The 16,347-nt window shown below is 44.4% G+C and carries 18 protein-coding genes; 9 read left to right on the top strand and 9 right to left on the bottom strand.

Features of this window, described 5'->3' with window-relative positions:
• Nucleotides 1-2: 2 nt before the first annotated feature.
• Nucleotides 3-1,220 (bottom strand): ParA family protein, encoded by a 1,218-nt coding sequence (locus F0231_RS00090; protein ID WP_171757678.1) that lies wholly within the window; start codon nt 1,218-1,220, stop codon nt 3-5.
• A 1,240-nt stretch (nt 1,221-2,460) separates the two neighbouring features.
• On the opposite strand from F0231_RS00090, the gene F0231_RS00085 reads away from it, so the two are divergent.
• Entirely contained in the window at nt 2,461-4,431 is a 1,971-nt protein-coding gene (locus F0231_RS00085) for a replication initiator protein RctB domain-containing protein (RefSeq protein WP_171757677.1), read from the top strand.
• 369 nt (nt 4,432-4,800) lie between these two features.
• Here F0231_RS00085 and F0231_RS00080 read toward each other — a convergent pair whose 3' ends face one another.
• Genes F0231_RS00080 through F0231_RS00070 form a run of 3 tightly spaced genes read right to left on the bottom strand, consistent with a single transcriptional unit; the run spans nt 4,801 to nt 7,063 of the window.
• Entirely contained in the window at nt 4,801-5,289 is a 489-nt protein-coding gene (locus tag F0231_RS00080; RefSeq protein WP_171757676.1) for a transcriptional regulator, read from the bottom strand.
• Entirely contained in the window at nt 5,286-6,218 is a 933-nt protein-coding gene (locus F0231_RS00075; protein ID WP_171757675.1) for an ATP-binding cassette domain-containing protein, read from the bottom strand. The genes F0231_RS00080 and F0231_RS00075 overlap by 4 nt, the downstream gene beginning before the upstream one ends.
• Nucleotides 6,215-7,063 (bottom strand): ABC transporter ATP-binding protein, encoded by an 849-nt coding sequence (locus F0231_RS00070; protein ID WP_171757674.1) that lies wholly within the window; start codon nt 7,061-7,063, stop codon nt 6,215-6,217. Before F0231_RS00070 ends, F0231_RS00075 begins: the two co-directional genes overlap by 4 nt.
• A gap of 360 nt (nt 7,064-7,423) precedes the next feature.
• On the opposite strand from F0231_RS00070, the gene F0231_RS00065 reads away from it, so the two are divergent.
• The 3 genes from F0231_RS00065 to F0231_RS00055 all read left to right on the top strand — a co-directional run bounded on the left by F0231_RS00065 (nt 7,424) and on the right by F0231_RS00055 (nt 8,806).
• Nucleotides 7,424-7,621 carry a PA3496 family putative envelope integrity protein gene (locus F0231_RS00065; RefSeq protein WP_171757673.1) on the top strand — a complete coding sequence of 66 codons (198 nt, stop codon included), beginning with the start codon at nt 7,424-7,426 and terminating at the stop codon, nt 7,619-7,621.
• A gap of 164 nt (nt 7,622-7,785) precedes the next feature.
• Nucleotides 7,786-7,995, top strand: coding sequence for a DUF3283 family protein (locus tag F0231_RS00060; protein ID WP_171757672.1), 210 nt, complete (start codon nt 7,786-7,788; stop codon nt 7,993-7,995).
• Between the two features lie 94 nt (nt 7,996-8,089).
• A complete protein-coding gene (locus F0231_RS00055; RefSeq protein ID WP_171757671.1) occupies nt 8,090-8,806 on the top strand; it encodes a YebC/PmpR family DNA-binding transcriptional regulator in 717 nt (238 codons plus the stop codon).
• A 44-nt stretch (nt 8,807-8,850) separates the two neighbouring features.
• Here F0231_RS00055 and F0231_RS00050 read toward each other — a convergent pair whose 3' ends face one another.
• Nucleotides 8,851-9,087 carry a DUF2798 domain-containing protein gene (locus tag F0231_RS00050; protein ID WP_171757670.1) on the bottom strand — a complete coding sequence of 79 codons (237 nt, stop codon included), beginning with the start codon at nt 9,085-9,087 and terminating at the stop codon, nt 8,851-8,853.
• 82 nt (nt 9,088-9,169) lie between these two features.
• Between F0231_RS00050 and F0231_RS00045 the strand changes: the two genes are divergently transcribed.
• The gene (locus F0231_RS00045) at nt 9,170-10,075 is read left to right on the top strand and encodes a LysR family transcriptional regulator (RefSeq protein WP_171757669.1); all 906 of its coding nucleotides are present in this window, start codon (nt 9,170-9,172) and stop codon (nt 10,073-10,075) included.
• A gap of 33 nt (nt 10,076-10,108) precedes the next feature.
• A complete protein-coding gene (locus F0231_RS00040) occupies nt 10,109-10,840 on the top strand; it encodes an SDR family oxidoreductase (RefSeq protein ID WP_171757668.1) in 732 nt (243 codons plus the stop codon).
• A 34-nt stretch (nt 10,841-10,874) separates the two neighbouring features.
• Here F0231_RS00040 and F0231_RS00035 read toward each other — a convergent pair whose 3' ends face one another.
• The 4 genes from F0231_RS00035 to F0231_RS00020 all read right to left on the bottom strand — a co-directional run bounded on the left by F0231_RS00035 (nt 10,875) and on the right by F0231_RS00020 (nt 13,663).
• Nucleotides 10,875-11,528, bottom strand: a complete 654-nt coding sequence (locus tag F0231_RS00035; protein WP_171757667.1) for a cupin domain-containing protein — start codon at nt 11,526-11,528, stop codon at nt 10,875-10,877.
• Between the two features lie 94 nt (nt 11,529-11,622).
• The gene (locus F0231_RS00030) at nt 11,623-12,870 is read right to left on the bottom strand and encodes a leucine-rich repeat-containing protein kinase family protein (RefSeq protein ID WP_171757666.1); all 1,248 of its coding nucleotides are present in this window, start codon (nt 12,868-12,870) and stop codon (nt 11,623-11,625) included.
• 106 nt (nt 12,871-12,976) lie between these two features.
• Nucleotides 12,977-13,348 carry a hypothetical protein gene (locus F0231_RS00025; RefSeq protein WP_171757665.1) on the bottom strand — a complete coding sequence of 124 codons (372 nt, stop codon included), beginning with the start codon at nt 13,346-13,348 and terminating at the stop codon, nt 12,977-12,979.
• A 12-nt stretch (nt 13,349-13,360) separates the two neighbouring features.
• Entirely contained in the window at nt 13,361-13,663 is a 303-nt protein-coding gene (locus tag F0231_RS00020) for a monooxygenase (RefSeq protein ID WP_171757664.1), read from the bottom strand.
• A gap of 126 nt (nt 13,664-13,789) precedes the next feature.
• On the opposite strand from F0231_RS00020, the gene F0231_RS00015 reads away from it, so the two are divergent.
• From F0231_RS00015 to F0231_RS00005, 3 genes are all read left to right on the top strand, one after another.
• On the top strand, nt 13,790-14,680 hold the full coding sequence (locus tag F0231_RS00015; protein ID WP_171757663.1) for a LysR family transcriptional regulator: 891 nt from the start codon (nt 13,790-13,792) through the stop codon (nt 14,678-14,680).
• Between the two features lie 167 nt (nt 14,681-14,847).
• Entirely contained in the window at nt 14,848-15,405 is a 558-nt protein-coding gene (locus F0231_RS00010) for a sugar O-acetyltransferase (protein WP_171757662.1), read from the top strand.
• A gap of 9 nt (nt 15,406-15,414) precedes the next feature.
• Nucleotides 15,415-16,032 carry an NUDIX hydrolase gene (locus F0231_RS00005; protein ID WP_171757661.1) on the top strand — a complete coding sequence of 206 codons (618 nt, stop codon included), beginning with the start codon at nt 15,415-15,417 and terminating at the stop codon, nt 16,030-16,032.
• The last annotated feature ends 315 nt before the right edge of the window (nt 16,033-16,347 follow it).

Genomic DNA, 16,347 nt, shown 5'->3' with positions numbered 1-16,347 from the left:
AATTACCCCTGATTTAATGATGACCAGTGACTGTGCAGCACACGTTCTAGCTCTAATGCGCTCTTTTGAACTGCGTCTTGTGCTGTTGCAAGGGTCTTCTTACCCCCTTCAAAATCACCAGTAGTTAAGTCAAATACTGTACTGTAGGTATCAGCACAAGTTTCAAATGCACGACTACGAGGAATGGTCGCCATCATAACTTGGTCGCCAAGCAGATAGTTCATCTCAGTTAGTACTGCAACTTGCTTCTTGTTGTCGTCTTCAAACATTGTTGGCATAAGTCGAACAAACTCGAGCCCTTGCCAATCTTCTGGGAACATTTCGTATACCGTTGGAAGATGCTGGAAGAAGTTAACCGTTGACGCCCAGTCGAGACGTTTTGCAGCACATGGAATCAGCAGTGCATTAGAGGCATACATCGCATTCCAAACCAATGGGTCGACGTGAGGGCCTGTATCAATCATGATGACATCAAAGTCGTCAGCAATCTTATCGATCAGCTTCTCTTTTAATAGCTTAACGATATCCAACGATTGGTTTTGCGATAGGTGCTGCCAAGCTTCTGCATTGAACATCGCGTCTTCAGGAAAAGCAGAAACCGTCTTTAAGTTTGGATATTGAGTTGGCAAAAGTACGTTTTTATGGAGGAACTCTTTATCTACATTCACGTCTTCAGGCACGTTATCAAGCATCACATCAACGGCAGAATAGATATTCTCATGGTCAGTAATGCTGATTTGTGGATTCAAGAACAGACGTAAAGAACCCTGTGGATCCAAGTCAATCAGACAGATGCGGTAGCGCTTGTCTAAATTCAACGCCAAACAAGCTGCAAGATGAACCGCCGTCATTGACTTACCTGTACCACCCTTCTGGTTCTGTACATTGACGATCCAAGGTTTGTTGTCACCGTTCTTTTTGCGTTCATGAAACTTAGGAATGCCAGCAGCATCCATTAGCATGTGCGCCTCTTCTAAAGAGATAGAATAGTGATTCGCATTGTTCTTCGTAAATTGGTGACCAGACTCTTCAAGCTTGCTAATTGCATCATCAAGTTTGCGACGAGTTAGACCTGAGCGAGTTTCCATCAATGCTTTTGACATTGGAGGAAAGTGCTCATCACTGCGCTCTTCCAGTACAATTTCGATGCGATCAGCTTGGACCTGTGCGGTCTTCTCAGCTAGCTGATTGAGGCCCTCAATCGTATTTTCTCGTTTCATTTGCCAAATTCCGTTATTAATGAATTGCAATCAATTGTACAGCATTTTGAATTACAGACAATAAAAAGGTGAACATCCAATTATGGATAAGAATCACATTAAATTGAGAAATTACAGGAAATTGATTGTTCTGTTGATTTAATAACCTAAAAACAAGCCTCACTTGGTGGCAGTTTAGCTATATAAAACAAATTACTTTTTAAATGTCACAGCGTCACTTATTTACAATGTAAACATATGACCTCTATTTTGCGAATATGATCTCTATCGGAACGATTAAGATTGCTCAGTTAATTACGGCTGGTGTCATTTTGATTTTTTACTCACATATTGAAAGTTCGCTCGCTCACCAGAACTTCCGCCATTTGGGTTAAAACTATACGCTCGATTGGGCTCTGACCGGAACAATGATCAAGGAGCTCTTCGTGATCATGCTTTCGGACCGATTTCGCCCCTAGGGAACAATGATCAAGGTAATATCCCGATTCCTTATCAAATCCAAAGTGGTCTGCTCAAATGATCAAAGATCGGATCAATGATCAAGTAGATACCCACTCCGGAAGCATGTAAATCTAAGACCAAATTACGGACGAATGTATATGGACTGGGAGATTAGGCGCTATTTGGCTGAAACACATGAAAAATTAAACGACATCATCAACTGGATTGCGATTACAGCAAATCTCCTGATCATGCTTCCAAGTCAACGTCATCGAACTAAATCACATAAGGGTATAGGCAATAGTGTATGATGGAAGCGCTTAAGCGTCAGGAATCAAAACTTTGACTCTGAATTTCTACATTCCTTGATCATATTTCCGAGAAAATGGATACTCCACCTTCAACAAATCGAAGCAAATACATCGAATCAAGCGGTTCGGTTGTGGATAAAGTGTGTAAAGATGATGATCATGCTTTCAAGGGTCTGTTGATCATCGATTCGAACTATACATGATCATCGTTCTTTGAATTTTTGATCATGCTTTCAATAAGTTAATGATCATGCTTACGGGGATTCCATGATCATGCTTTCCAGAGCCTAAAAAAATACTCATTTATAAACAGCAACTTATAAGCAAACTCTCGCCCTGATCAATAGATCATATAATCAATTAAGATCAGATTAATCAGAAAGATCAGTTATTTAAAAGCAATAATTTTTTCTTTATTTATGATCTTTTTTTCTTTATTCTCACGGAACTATAGTGATATTACGGCTAGTGTGACACGGATCATAATAATGAGCTCTGAAGAAAAACTACTGATCAAGGCGCCAAGAAGCCATAAAGATGGACACTTATTTGAGGTGTCAGAGATGGCGGTCAATTGGATCGAGCAATACCAACATTTCAAAGGTGTAACGAAAAGCATCGTTGAGCTTTTGAATTTAATTTCTCTCAGAGGCTTTAGTAGCAAAGATGGTTTAGTGTCGACAACTGAGCTCATCGATGCAACAGATGGCCAAGTCACGCGGGCAGCCATTCAGCAACGTCTTCGAGCAGCAGTGAATATCGGTCTTTTCCAACAAGTCCCAGTTCGTTTCGAAGAAGGGTTGGCGGGTAAAACCATGCTTCACCGTTTTGTGAATCCTAACCAACTGATTTCTGTGCTTGGTGCAACAAGCTTAGTGACTGAAACCGTTAAGCAAAACGAGAAACAAAAACGTTCTAAAGCGCTGGCTCAAACTCAGGTAAATAAACGCCTGCTGAATGAATACGGCCTGAACACCCCACCAGCGATGAAAGATGAAGCGGATCAATTCATTGTGTCCCCAACCAACTGGGCCGGGATAATTGATCAAGCGTTAGCGCCGCCAAGAACTCGTAAAAATTATCAGAAAAGCATGGTTTCGATCTCTGGCACTCGCGCTGTGATCGAAACACGATCATCGAAAAACATCATGACGGTGGATGATCTGATGACCCTTTTTGCGTTGTTCACTCTGACCGTCCAATATCATGAGCACCACCAGCATCAATACCAACTTGATGGTACTCACGTGCCAAACAAAACGCCGTTGTACATTACCGATATTTTGTCACTGCGTGGCAAGAAAGACAGTGGCCCGGCACGTGACTCAATTCGCGACAGTATCGATCGTATTGAGTTTACCGATTTTCAGTTACACGAACTCACAGGTCGATGGCTAAGCGAGAACATGCCAGAAGGCTTCAAGAGCGACCGTTTTAGATTTTTGGCCCGTACCATTACTGCGTCGGAAGAAGCGCCTACAGAGGGCGCTGACGGTGAAATTCGCATTAAACCGAACTTGTACATCCTCGTCTGGGAGCCATCGTTTTACGAAGAGCTTCTCACACGTGATTATTTCTTCTTGTTCCCACCAGAGATCTTGAAGCAACACACTTTGGTATTCCAACTGTACAGCTACTTCCGTAGTCGTATGTCGCGTCGCCATAGTGATGTGATGTTACTGAGTGACTTGAACCAGAAACTGGCACGTAACATCGAATGGCGACGTTTCTCGATGGATCTTATTCGAGAACTCAAGAAACTCTCTGACGAGGAAGGAACTGAGGATCTTTTTGCGGTGAACCTATGGGGTTACCACTTAACGATCTCGACGATGGTTGAAAACGGAAAGATCAAAGATTATCAATTTGATATCAAGTGTGATGCGGAAGAGGTGCTGAGATACTCGCGTGCTCGCACGACCAACGCTGGTAAGCGAAACATGGCGCCTACGTTGCCAAACCCGCTTCGAAACGAAATGGTGTCGAAGAAGCAGCTTGAAGAGATGTCTCAGATTATCGATGGTGAGTTCGAGCCAATCCAACGTAAAGAGCGCTCGCCACGGGGTAATCTTGGCCGTCGAGTGAAGCAGCGAAAACACCTTGTAGAGATCAATGCAGATGAAATCACCATTACTCTCTCCAAATATACCTCCTCAGAGGCTCTAGAACGCTCTATAACGGCGTTAGCAGCTATGACCGGACATTCCCATAGTTCTATCCAAGAAGAGTGTCTAGAACTCATAGACAAGCTTGATTTCTTAAGAGTAGGGGATGATGTCGTTCCTTATGAGACATTGAGCAAGATGATTGAGCTTTACAACACGCAAAGCGAAAACAAGCATTTAAGTATTGAGCGCCTTATTGCAGGACTGGCTGTAAGACGTAAAGTCTGCAAGCAAGTGTATGAAGGCCACCTAGATGAGAGTGTGTTCCGTGCGCTCGATGAAGTCGCAGTTTAAGATATTTTGATTTGAAGAAGCCGGCAATATGCTGGCTTTTTTTGTGTTTGTTTACTCAACTAAACACCCTGTTACATTCTAAGTTTGGAACAACAAAGCTACTACATTCCCCTGACAATCCACTGACATTGCTAGTAAGGGAGTTGGATAATATTTATCCCGAATAGACAACCTTTTGTCCTTTCTGATGAATGAGGGATTAGATTATCCCTAATAGATTGGCTCATATTGTTACATTCATTCTGAATATTTTGCGAGTTCTCTGAACTCGCTTTTTTTTGCCTAAAATTCAGAGGTTTAATCTATTCTTACGGAACAATGATCAAGGTTGTATGCCTTGATCATCGATCCAGTTTTAGATCGGAAAAACTAATGAAACGATGGATTGCCTTGATCATAGTTCCGATGATCCATCTGTTTAGGCTCATTCCAGGCGTGCATCGCCATAAATTGGACGTGCGACTCAATCAAGTGATGGGACTTTTCTTGCCAAGTCGAGTGAGGCTGTTGGTTACAGAATTCTAAGCTCAACACGGCAAGGTGCTGCATCCGCTTCATACACCAATCGCGTAGGTCCAATTCATTGCTTGGCACAGACACCACCATCTGAAGTTTGCTGTAGGCGAGCTGCAAGAATTGAAACGCTCTGTTCGGGTTTTGATAGCGGGCATTTTGGAAGATACGCAGACAACCATCGAGCCAACAAGCAATGGCCTTGCTCTGCAAGTCAGTAATATTCGGTCCCCAAACGCCTTCTGGAACATTTAGGATCAATGATTCGAGTTGTTTCTCTTGATCATGCTTTCGGGTTTGATACCAATCGCTTATTTGATCAACCCACGTATCTAATGCGCTCATGCTGCTTTAATCCAATGTTTTACAAAGTGATTTTCACCAACTCGATCAAATCCGTCATGTACCTCAGCACTTGCTGCACGGATTTCATCGGCATCTAATGAATAGTTTGGTTCACTTTCAACCAGTTTTCCAAATGGCAGATCAGGATCGGGTACGGCTGAGATCAGAAGCTTGGTGTAGGGATGTTGCGGATCGGTTAAGATCGACTGCGTATCGCCCCATTCGACAATTTGTCCTTTATACATCACAGCCGTTTCTTCGGCGATGTAATGGGCCGTCGCTAAATCGTGTGTGATGTAGAGAAAACCTATCCCAAGCTCTTTTTTCATTCTTTGCATTAGATTCAATACGCCGAGTCGAATGGATACATCCAGCATTGAGGTCGGCTCATCGGCGAGTATTACTTCAGCGCCTACCGCGAGCGCTCTAGCGAGGTTCACACGTTGTCTTTGGCCACCGCTTAGCTGATGAGGAAACTTTTCAAGTGTGTCTGGTGCCAGTTCAACCAACTCAATCAGTTCTTTGAGCTTGGCAGGCAGTTGTTTCTTGTCCGTGATTTGCTTATGAATCAGAAGAGGGCGAGTCAAATGGTGCTGAATGGTTTGGGTGGGATTCAGAGAACCAAACGGGTCTTGGAATACCATCTGTACCTTGCTGCGGTAGTCGAGAAGATCCTTTTTGCTGGTGATCTCGTTGATGTTGCGACCATTAAATAAGATCTCACCAGATGAGGCCGGATAGACCTTAGTGATCAAACGAGCGCAGGTACTCTTTCCGCAGCCAGATTCGCCCACCAGCGCAAGCGTTTTTCCTTTGTGCAAGTTCAGGCTAATTCCTTGTAAAGCCTTAAAGCGCTCTTCAGAAGCAAAGCCACCACCAATGGTGAATTCTTTCTCAACGTTGTTTAGTTGGATAATTGGCTCACTCATGCTGGCTCTCCTTGCTTCTGATGTTTGCCTTCGTGGATATTCGGGAATGATGCCCAAAGCTTTTGGGTGTATGGGTGTTGTGGGTTATTGCGGATCTGTTTTGATTGGTTGACCTCGACAATTTCACCATGACGCATAATGGCAATGCGATCGCATAATTGGCTCATCAACGCCAAATCGTGGGTGATAAACAAGACAGAGAAACCAAACTCTTCACGCAGTTGGTAAATTTGCTGCAGTATTTCACGTTGCACAACGACATCGAGTGCAGTGGTTGGCTCATCCATGATGATTAACTTAGGGTTGAGTGAAAGCGCAATCGCAATCACTAGACGCTGACGCATACCGCCGCTGAACTGGTGTGGGTACTCAGTCAGGCGCTCTCGAGGGATATTGACTAGGTCAAGAAGCTTCTCTGCGCGGTCTTTTGCCTGTTCGTCACTCATGCCTCTGTGGTGGCGTAATACATCTGCGAACTGTTCTTTAATCGGTAATACAGGGTTGAGGGAGTTCATGGCACTCTGAAAGACCATGGCAATTTCACTCCAACGAATCGCGCCAATTTCAGAGTCTGATAACCTCAGTAGATCTCGACCTTCAAAATGAATCTGTCCACCTGAGATAAATGCAGGTGGTTTATGTAGGCGATTGATCGCAAAAGCGATGGTGCTTTTGCCACAGCCCGACTCTCCAGCTAGGCCAAAAATTTCACCTTTGCCAATATCAAAGCTGACCGACTTTACTGCGCGAAAATCGCCTTTATCGGTGATGTAATCGACGCATAAATTTCGGATTTGAATTATAGGGTCAGCATGAAGGGCATGCTGATTTGAAAGTTCACTCATAACGGATACTCAAAATACAAAAGATAATGATTATCATTAACTCTTATTTTTAGAGTGAAAAGAAGTTAGGCTTAAAAGAGTGAAGTAACTCGTAAAACCATGGTTACAGAAAGAAACAGATGTTCATTGTTGGGAAGAACGAGGTGAAAAAATGAGAGGGAGATCATCCTCATTTCTTTTAGGGGAATCCTCTAAATGTACTGTCATCCCTATAGGGGCGCAAAACTTATTTATATGAAAAACAATAAGAGTGTCTGAACTATTAGCGCAATCACATTCTGGGACTAAAATTCTTAACAAGGGACGAAGAGTTTTGCTACAGATTAAGCGTCCCTAGCATGGTTTGTTCGGAGGTTATTTATGTCCATTAATTCTATTGACCATGATGAAATGAGTAAGATTGCTGGCAAGTGGGATCTCACGGAAGAAGTCGATTCACAAACGCCAACTAAGGGAGCTAAATCTGCAGAAGCTCGTCGCCGTATCGAAGCATTAAGAGAAATTCGTGAAAGCGGTTTGAGCATAGAGGAAGCTAAAGAACTAGGCATATTGCACTAGTCCCGACTTACTAAACTGAATACTGAAGGGTGGCCTGGGAAAGCCACCCTTTATTTTTAATCTTTTTTTGATCTATTCCGCGACGCAAGACTCGATTGTTACTCTACATTGCGCTCTTGTGTGGTATATTCTCCCTCCATATTTTTACAGATTTGAGCTTTAGTATGTCGATCAACCTATCTACGCTGCCTGCTAGTGAGAAGAACAAAATCGAACTTGATAAACAAGCGTCCTTTTTGGTTTGGAAACTCCGTGAGGCCAAAGCCGTTCCTGACGAGATAGATCAGGAAGCAGCGAAAATTGTTGATGAAGAAGAAAAGGCGTTGTTTTTAGAATCTGTAGACAAATATAAGCGAGTAATGGGCGTCGCCTGATGCGAGCCATTTCCTCTGTAAAGGTGAGAAATTGAAAAGCTCTCGCTTTTTGCTAAAATCCTTCGCGTTAAATTGAATTAGAGAGAACATCCCGATGGGAAGAAGTTTTGAAGTGCGCAAAGCCTCGATGGCGAAAACTGCAGGCGCAAAAATTAAAGTTTATTCCAAGTACGGTAAAGAAATTTACATGTGCGCGAAAAATGGCGGTTCAGACCCAGATATGAACCTTTCGCTTAAGCACCTGATTGCTAAAGCGAAAAAAGACCAAGTTCCTGCACACGTTATCGACAAAGCGATCGATAAAGCAAACGGTGGTGGCGGTGAAGACTACGCACCAGCACGTTACGAAGGCTTTGGCCCTGGTGGCACAAGCGTTATCGTTGACTGTCTGACTGACAACGGCAACCGTACTTTCCAAGACGTACGTCAGTGCTTCGTGAAATGTGGTGCGAAGATCGGTGTTGAAGGCGCTGTATCTCACATGTTCGATCACCAAGCAGTATTCCAGTTCAAAGGCGATGATGACGAAGCAATTCTAGAAACGCTAATGATGGAAGACGTAGACGTAACTGACGTTGAGCTAGAAGACGGTGTTATCACTGTATTCGCACCTCACACAGAGTTCTTCAAGACTAAGACTGCGCTTAACACTGCATACCCTGACCTAACTATGGATGTGGAAGAGATTACTTTCGTACCTCAAACGCACACTCCAGTTGCGGGCGAAGATGCTGAGAAGTTCCAGAAGTTCTTAGACATGCTAGATGATTGTGATGATGTTCAGCAGGTTTACCATAACGCTGAACTGTAATTACACAGTTATCAAAAAAAACCGAGCTCAATGGCTCGGTTTTTTTATGCCTGCGAAACAGACTCTGACCCAGCAAGCCAGTTAGATAGCTTACGAATTTGGGGTAATACCGTCAGGTTTAGCGTGATCGCAGCAGGCCAGGCGAGCAGAAAACTGTCTAGCCATACTGAGGGCCATACGCTGCTGAATCCTAGCTTATAGCCTGAAATTAGACCTGACATGATCACTGCCATAGTAAATGATGAAAGGAGAGCGGAAATCCAAAAGTGTCTGCGGCTCATAATATGTCCTCCTCGGCTGTTGTTTTGTTGTAAATAAGGATATAACTAACCAATAGTGAAAAAAATAAGCAGGATTAGAACTATGAGTTCCATATTTGGAAACATTGATGATCTCTATTTGTTTTGTAGTGTGGTTGAAGAAGGCTCTCTTCTCGCGGCATCTAAGAAGTTGCACTTACCTGTTTCCACCATGTCACGTCGTTTATCCGCTCTAGAACAACGCCTGAATACCCGCTTGCTGGAAAAGAAAGGCAGAGAGCTGGTCGCAACACAAAGTGGCTTAGAAGCGTTTGAGGCGCTTCGTAGTGGTATGGAATCGATTGAGAGTGGCTTTTCTCAAATGCTCTCTGACAACCAAGAAGTCTCGGGGAAAATTAAACTCGCCATCCCACATAACTTTTATCGCGCCTTCGTCGGAGAAGTCGTGGAACAGTTTTTGGCTGATTACCCCAAGGTGTCACTTGATCTCATTCTGAGTCAGCAACAAGTGATCCCACAAACTGATCGCGATCTACTGATCACCTTCGATTTAGAAGATATGGATGAGATGATCGCAAGACCCCTGTTTAAAGCGCGTCATGGTTTTTTTGCCAGCCCAGAGTACCTTGCCAAAGTCGGTGAAGTCGACACTCTAGAGAAGTTAACTCAGCTTGACTGGGTCAGTGTGGATCACACCAATAAGCTCTCAATCTATGAGCAAGAGGCCCTTGTTGATGTTATAAAGGTCAGCCCTAAGCTAGTCATTAACGATATTTTTGCTCTCTGCGGCGTGGTTGAAAAAGGGCTAGGGGTCGCCTCTTTGCCGTTTCGTCATGTGCATGAAGGGATGAATGTTGTTCGTGTTCTGCCTCAATACCAGCGTAGTGTGCGTGAAGCACATATCGTTTATAAGCAGCGTCAATATCAACCTAAAGCGTTGACCTTATTGGTTGAACGTCTATTGGCCAGTACTGAGAAAATGAAAGAACCCGAGCGCTTTACACTGTAAAGAGTACTAACTTTACCAACGGATAGGATAAAAATGAGTAAAACCGTTATCGTGACCGGTGCAAGCCGAGGAATAGGTGCAGAAACTGCAAAGCTATTGGCGTCACAAGGCTATCAAGTCTGTGTGAACTACTTAACGCAGCATCATAGAGCTCAGCAGGTCGTCGATGAAATTATTGACCGCGGCGGCGAGGCCTTTTGTTACCAAGCGGATGTTTCTGATGAGTCACAGGTAGAAGCGCTCTTTGAAGCGACGAGTAAACGTTATGGCACAGTGACGCACTTGGTTAACAATGCAGGAATTCTTTTTACCCAATCACAGTTGAGTGACATCGAGCTCGAACGTTTTCAAACCGTCATGAATGCCAATGTCATCAGTTGCTTTCTATGTTGCAAAGCCTTTATCCGTCAAGCGGGGACAAAAAGTGCGATAGTGAATGTTTCCTCAGCGGCATCTCGTCTCGGAGCGCCATTCGAATACATCGATTATGCGGCATCTAAAGGGGCGATGGATTCTATTACTAAAGGTTTGTCATTGGAGTTAGCGGGGCAGGGAATTCGAGTGAATGGCGTGCGACCAGGTTGTATTTATACCGAGATGCACGCTGATGGCGGAGAGCCTGAGCGTGTCGACCGTTTAGCCTCGACGCTGCCATTAAAACGTGGAGGCACGCCGCAAGAAGTTGCAGAGTCGATCGCGTGGCTTTTGTCTGAGCAAGCGTCTTACGTAACGGGCACTTTCATTGATATTGCCGGTGGCCGTTAATCCCAGCTCATGAAATGGGTGCCTAGTTTGTCCGCTAAAGCAGTGGAAGGTGCCCAGTTTTTACTAGGATAACTGTTTCTTGTTCAACGAATGGGAAATGCTCACTCATATGAGGGCTTCGAATCCAGGTACCTTTAGGGTATGAGCCATACTCGTCTTTGAACTCCCCAGATAAAACCAAGATCTCTTCACCGCCAAAATGCTTGTGAGGTTGGAACCTTTCACCCACTGGCCATTTGACCAGAGCAACGTGCTCATGCTCAAAATCGTGTAGCGGCATGACCTTAAGGTTGCCAATACCGTCAAGCCATGGTGTCTGTGTGGTATTGACCCTGACAGTGCTGAGATCTCGTTCATCAAATTGATTCAGCTTAACAAAGATCACGCAGCCTTCATTGCTAAAAGGGGCATGTTCGCTGCCGGGTGGATTGCGAAGATAAGTGCCGGCAGGGTAGTCGCCATTTTGATCAGAAAACACGCCTTCTAAGACAAAAATTTCTTCGCCCATTGGGTGTGGGTGAGTATTGAATGCAGAGCCCTGATCATATCGAACAATGCTTGTGGTGTGCCCAGATTCAGCGTCCTGACGCTCTAACGGTTTGCGCCATACACCATTTGCAGGGCTGGCCAACCACTCCATGGCTTCAGTCTCTATAGCAATGCGTTGGGTGAAGTCCATATTTATCATCTGACATCCTTGAAGGTGGTTGTGTTAAAAACTTAGCAGAGGTCTCAATAAAAAGCCCAGAGGACAATACGTGCTCTGGGCTGTCGATGTTCAATTACGCAGTCAATTTGGTGAGCTGACGTAAGGATTGATACGCGGCGGTTTGTTTCTCTCTTGGTTTACAGACCGAAAGGAGATCATCAATAAAGTGCGATAGTGCGCGTGCTTCTACTTGTCGAATTCCACGTTGCAGAGATTCATCTAGGTAGCCATACACTGACGCAGCGCCGAAATCGCCAAAGATCATCTCTCCAGCATCATTAACCAACACGTTGTGTGCGTAGAGGTCACCATGACAAACTTTGTTACTGTGCATGTGCTCAAAAACATCCATCATTTGATTAACAATGTGGGTGATTTGTTCAATCGATAACTCGAAGTCTGGATGGAACACATCGCGTGAGCAAGTTTCTAACGTTGGAGGTAAACCAAGGTTGTAGTAACTCTCTGGGATAAGCTCCATCACCAAAGCAAGGTAGTCTGGCTCACTCACTTGGGCGATAGACTTAACGAGGTTAGCGTGCTGACCTGTTTGTAGGCAAGCTTGCAGCTCATCTTGAGGGTAACCATCACTGGTGACTTCGCCTTTGAATACTTTAATCGCAACATGTGGCGGAAAATCAAATGAGTTATCGAGCCAATCGGCATGTGAGATAACGCCAGAAGCACCTTGGCCAAGAACATGATTGGTAGAATACGCTGTTGAAGCGACTTGAGGCACGCTGTCTGATAGCGTTAATCGCTCACAAAATGGGTTACCGGCAAATGCCATCCACGCGAGCTTTGGCAGTTCGAGTAGCACCTGCGGAAAGGTGTCGAGTTGGTTGGCCGATAGACGAACGAGTTCTAAGTTGGTCAACTTTGAGAAAGAGTACGGAAGTGTGCGAATCTTGTTGCCGGCCAGTGCGAGCTTTCTCATTGGAGTACAGTTACCTAATGACTCTGGTAGAACTTCAATTTGGTTATCTGTAAGGATTAGCCAGCGCAAATTTGGAGACAGAGATTGCTCTGATACTGTGACGATCTGGTTGCCTTTGAAACCCACCATATCGAGTTGTGGGCAGCAACCTAATACGTCAGGTAGGTGGTCAAAGCGGTTATTCGACGCGAACACAATCTTAAGTTTCGGTAGTTCTGCCAACCAATCTGGTAGATCAGTCAGTTGATTGCCTGAGAGATCTAAAATCTCAAGCGAATCTGCCAGCGATAAAATATCTTTCGGTAGCTCTGTAAGCTGCTCGCAAAGTTTTAGTCTGTGAATGCCTTTAAGCTCACCATTCTTAAGTTGTTCTACTGTGTGCAAACCGTCTGCCTATCTCTACTCATTCGATGAAAAAGAGAGCGCATTCTACTGAGATCATTAATGAAAGGCGAGGGGGGATTTGCGCCTCAATGTGAAGCGCAAAGCTCTATTGTTGCTTAAGCTGGCGGTAGGTGAGCGCGGTTAATAGCGCAAAGAATGCAGGATCGCTCCAACCGAACCCAACAAAAATACCCGTTATGCCTGCGTATGTTGTTATGGCAACGCCCAATAAGTTGGTGATGAGCAAGGCTTTAAGCAGCTGTATCATCGTTGGTTTGTGGTCAATGCTACGCAGAAGCAAACTGACGGCAGCGACCCCTCCTAGGAAGATGCTGGTGTGCTGGGATAAGAACAAAGCGTATTTATCGTTTATCTCAACGCCATACATCGGCCACATGAGCGTTGGTAGCACAAACAGCGCGATAGCAAAGGCGGTGTAGATTCCGCCATGCAGGGTTAAAAAGTTTCGGTTTTTCATACGCAATCCTTATCAAGCGACAGGGCCGTTATTAATCGCCGTCAGAGGCTGATTCACGTCAAAAATGACACCACGAACCTCTGATACGCCCATCTCTTTCAGTCTAGCAGCATGCATTTCTAGATAGTTTTTTGCCGTAGCCTCATCTTCAAATAGATAAACACCACCGCCTAATTTGTCTGCCTCACTCTCTGTCCAAATCTTCCAGATTAATCCTGGCTCTTGATTAATTGATTCAGCCAAACCGACTAAAGCGTTAGACATGGCTTCACCCATTGGGCCGTGATATTCAAAATCGACTTGTAGTAATTTCATTTTGTGTTCTCCATCTTGTGCTGTGAACGTCTAATGCCGTTCGATGGAGTGATTATTATCTGTATAGATTGAACAGAAAAGTTCATAATATTGCACATATATGTCTAAAAAACTGACAGGTATGTGATGAGGCTGAAAAGTACGTTAGAACAATGGTTGACTCTGCAAGAGGTCCACAAAGCGGGAAGTATTCAAGCTGCGGCGGTGTCGCTCAATAAGAGCCATACGACTTTGATTTACTCGATTAGAAAGCTTGAAGATCAGCTGGGTGTCAAGCTTGTGGAAGTCAAAGGCAAACGAGCCAGTGTGACTGAGCATGGGAAGTCTTTGCTGCGCCGTGCAGGCAGTATGTTAGAACAAGCAAGAGACCTCGAAGATCTCAGCCAGCAAATATCAGCGGGAGTAGAATCCGAAATCACTATCGCGATCGATCACCTGTGTGATCCGAGCTTGCTCTACAAGGCGATGGCGAGCTACCTGAAAATGAACAACAGTACCTCGATTCAAGTGGTGGAAACCTCTTTGAGCAAAACGACAGAAATGGTCACTAATGAACAAGCTGATATAGCAATCATTACCTTGCCAGTGACGAACTATCCTGCACAAGCCTTTTCTATGACCAGTATGCTACCTGTGGTTTCAAGCGATCATCCACTCGCGCACAAGCCGAATATCTGCATGGCTGACTTTGCCACTCAAACTCAGGTTGTCGTGCGTGACCTAGGGGCAAGTGATGCAGACAAGCGAGAACAAAATGTGGGTTGGTTAAAGGCGAATCAAAGGATTACCGTCGATAACTTTGATCATGCTTTTAGAGCGATTGAGCAAGGTGTAGGGTTCTGTCGTTTACCAGAGCACATCATCACACAAAGGAACCACGGGCAGTTAAAAGTATTGAAGATTGAGCAAAACGATAAGTATCAAGTTCCACTGCATATCACTTTGCCAAAGGGGGCGAAAACAGGACCCGCAGCCAAATGCTTTTATGACCAGCTGCTAGAAAACGTCATTGAGTAGTAAATAAAAACAAACGAAACAATAGAAGCCGCTGATGACAGAGCAAGATTCATTCGTACAAAAAGTGATGCTCAGCACGACACAATAATTTACCAGCTTTGGGCAATCACAAAAGGGCAGTGTTATGCGATATTTCACTTCAAACTTCTAGGAATTTGGTAAGAGCCATGAGAACTGAAAAAGAGAAAATGCTTGCGGGAGAGCCTTATGATGCTTGGGATAAGGAACTTTATAATGAGCGTATTGAATGTCGCAAGACTCTGCAAAAGTTAAACAATAGTCTTCCTGATACTGATGAGTGGCGTGAGGCGATCAATATTTTGATTCCAAGTTCAGACGGTGCGTATCTTGAACCTCCATTTCGCTGTGACTATGGCTCGAATATCAAAGCGGGTAAAAACTTCTACGCCAACTTTAACTGCGTTGTGTTGGATGTGGCAGAAGTCCACATAGGTGACAATGTGCTGTTTGCTCCCAATGTGCAGATCTATACAGCAGGCCACCCATTAGATGTAAAAGGGCGTGTGGAAGAAGGCGTAGAGTTCGGAACCCCAATTACGATTGGCAATAATGTTTGGTTGGGTGGGGGCGTGATTGTTTGCCCTGGAGTGACAATTGGCGAAAATAGTGTGATTGGTGCTGGCAGTGTTGTCACCAAAGACATTCCTGCGAATGTCGTGGCTGCGGGTAATCCATGCAGAGTGCTAAAGCCGATTGATCAATAGGAGAGTGACATGCAGCCTTGGTTAAATTGGGCAAAACAGATAAAGGCCATCGCGCAAGCGGGTGAGACCTACGGTAATGACAAGTATGACCTTGAGCGCTACAAGCAACTTGATGATATTGCGCACCAGATGTTCGCGCATTTAAGTGACGCACCAATCGAAGTCGTCGAGAAACTATTTGTTCCTGAGTCTGGTTATCCTACCCCCAAAATTGATTTGCGTGCAGGTGTCATCAAAGATGGCAAAATTTTATTGGTCAGAGAGCGCGAGGACGATTGTTGGACACTTCCCGGTGGTTGGGGAGATGTGTGTGAAACCGCCAAACAAGGCGTTGTTCGTGAAGTGTTGGAAGAGTCCGGCTTTATCGTCAACAATCCAAGGCTTGTGGCTGTGAAAGATCGCGCTGAACATGACTATCAACCTGAATACCCGTTCCATATCTATAAGATGTTTTTTCTCTGCGATTTTGTTTCTGGTGAGGCGACTCCTAATATTGAGGTTTCAGAGATTGATTTCTTTTCTCCGAAGCGATTACCGCCACTGTCACAAGGTCGAGTCCTGCCTGAAGATATAACGTTGATGTTTGAGTATTTTAATCACCCAGATAAAGCTGTTTACTGTGATTAAAGAAGCCGCTGGCTTTACAGTGTAAAGCGGAGGGAAGGCCACGCGCACGAGAAGATACTATTTGATGTCCTTACAAGACGATCTATTTACGTATTCAAAATATTGCTGAGTAAAGGTGTTCGATCAGTAAATAGTTGGCGTATAGAAGGGTGATTGTGCATAAAGTTTTGGATTATTTTTTTTGTCGGGAATGTTTGATATATAGAAGAAGCTGCTGAGAATCAGCATTTAGTCGTTCATAGAGCCTCGCAATTGCGAGGCTTTTTTGTCTCTGGAGAAAACATGAAACGTAATCGTCATCAAGATTTAAAGACA

This window comes from Vibrio sp. RE86 (assembly GCF_013114545.1).
In the GTDB taxonomy this organism is placed as follows: domain Bacteria; phylum Pseudomonadota; class Gammaproteobacteria; order Enterobacterales; family Vibrionaceae; genus Vibrio.
Note: the sequence above shows the minus strand (reverse complement) of the source record. Positions and strands in the feature narration are given on the sequence as shown.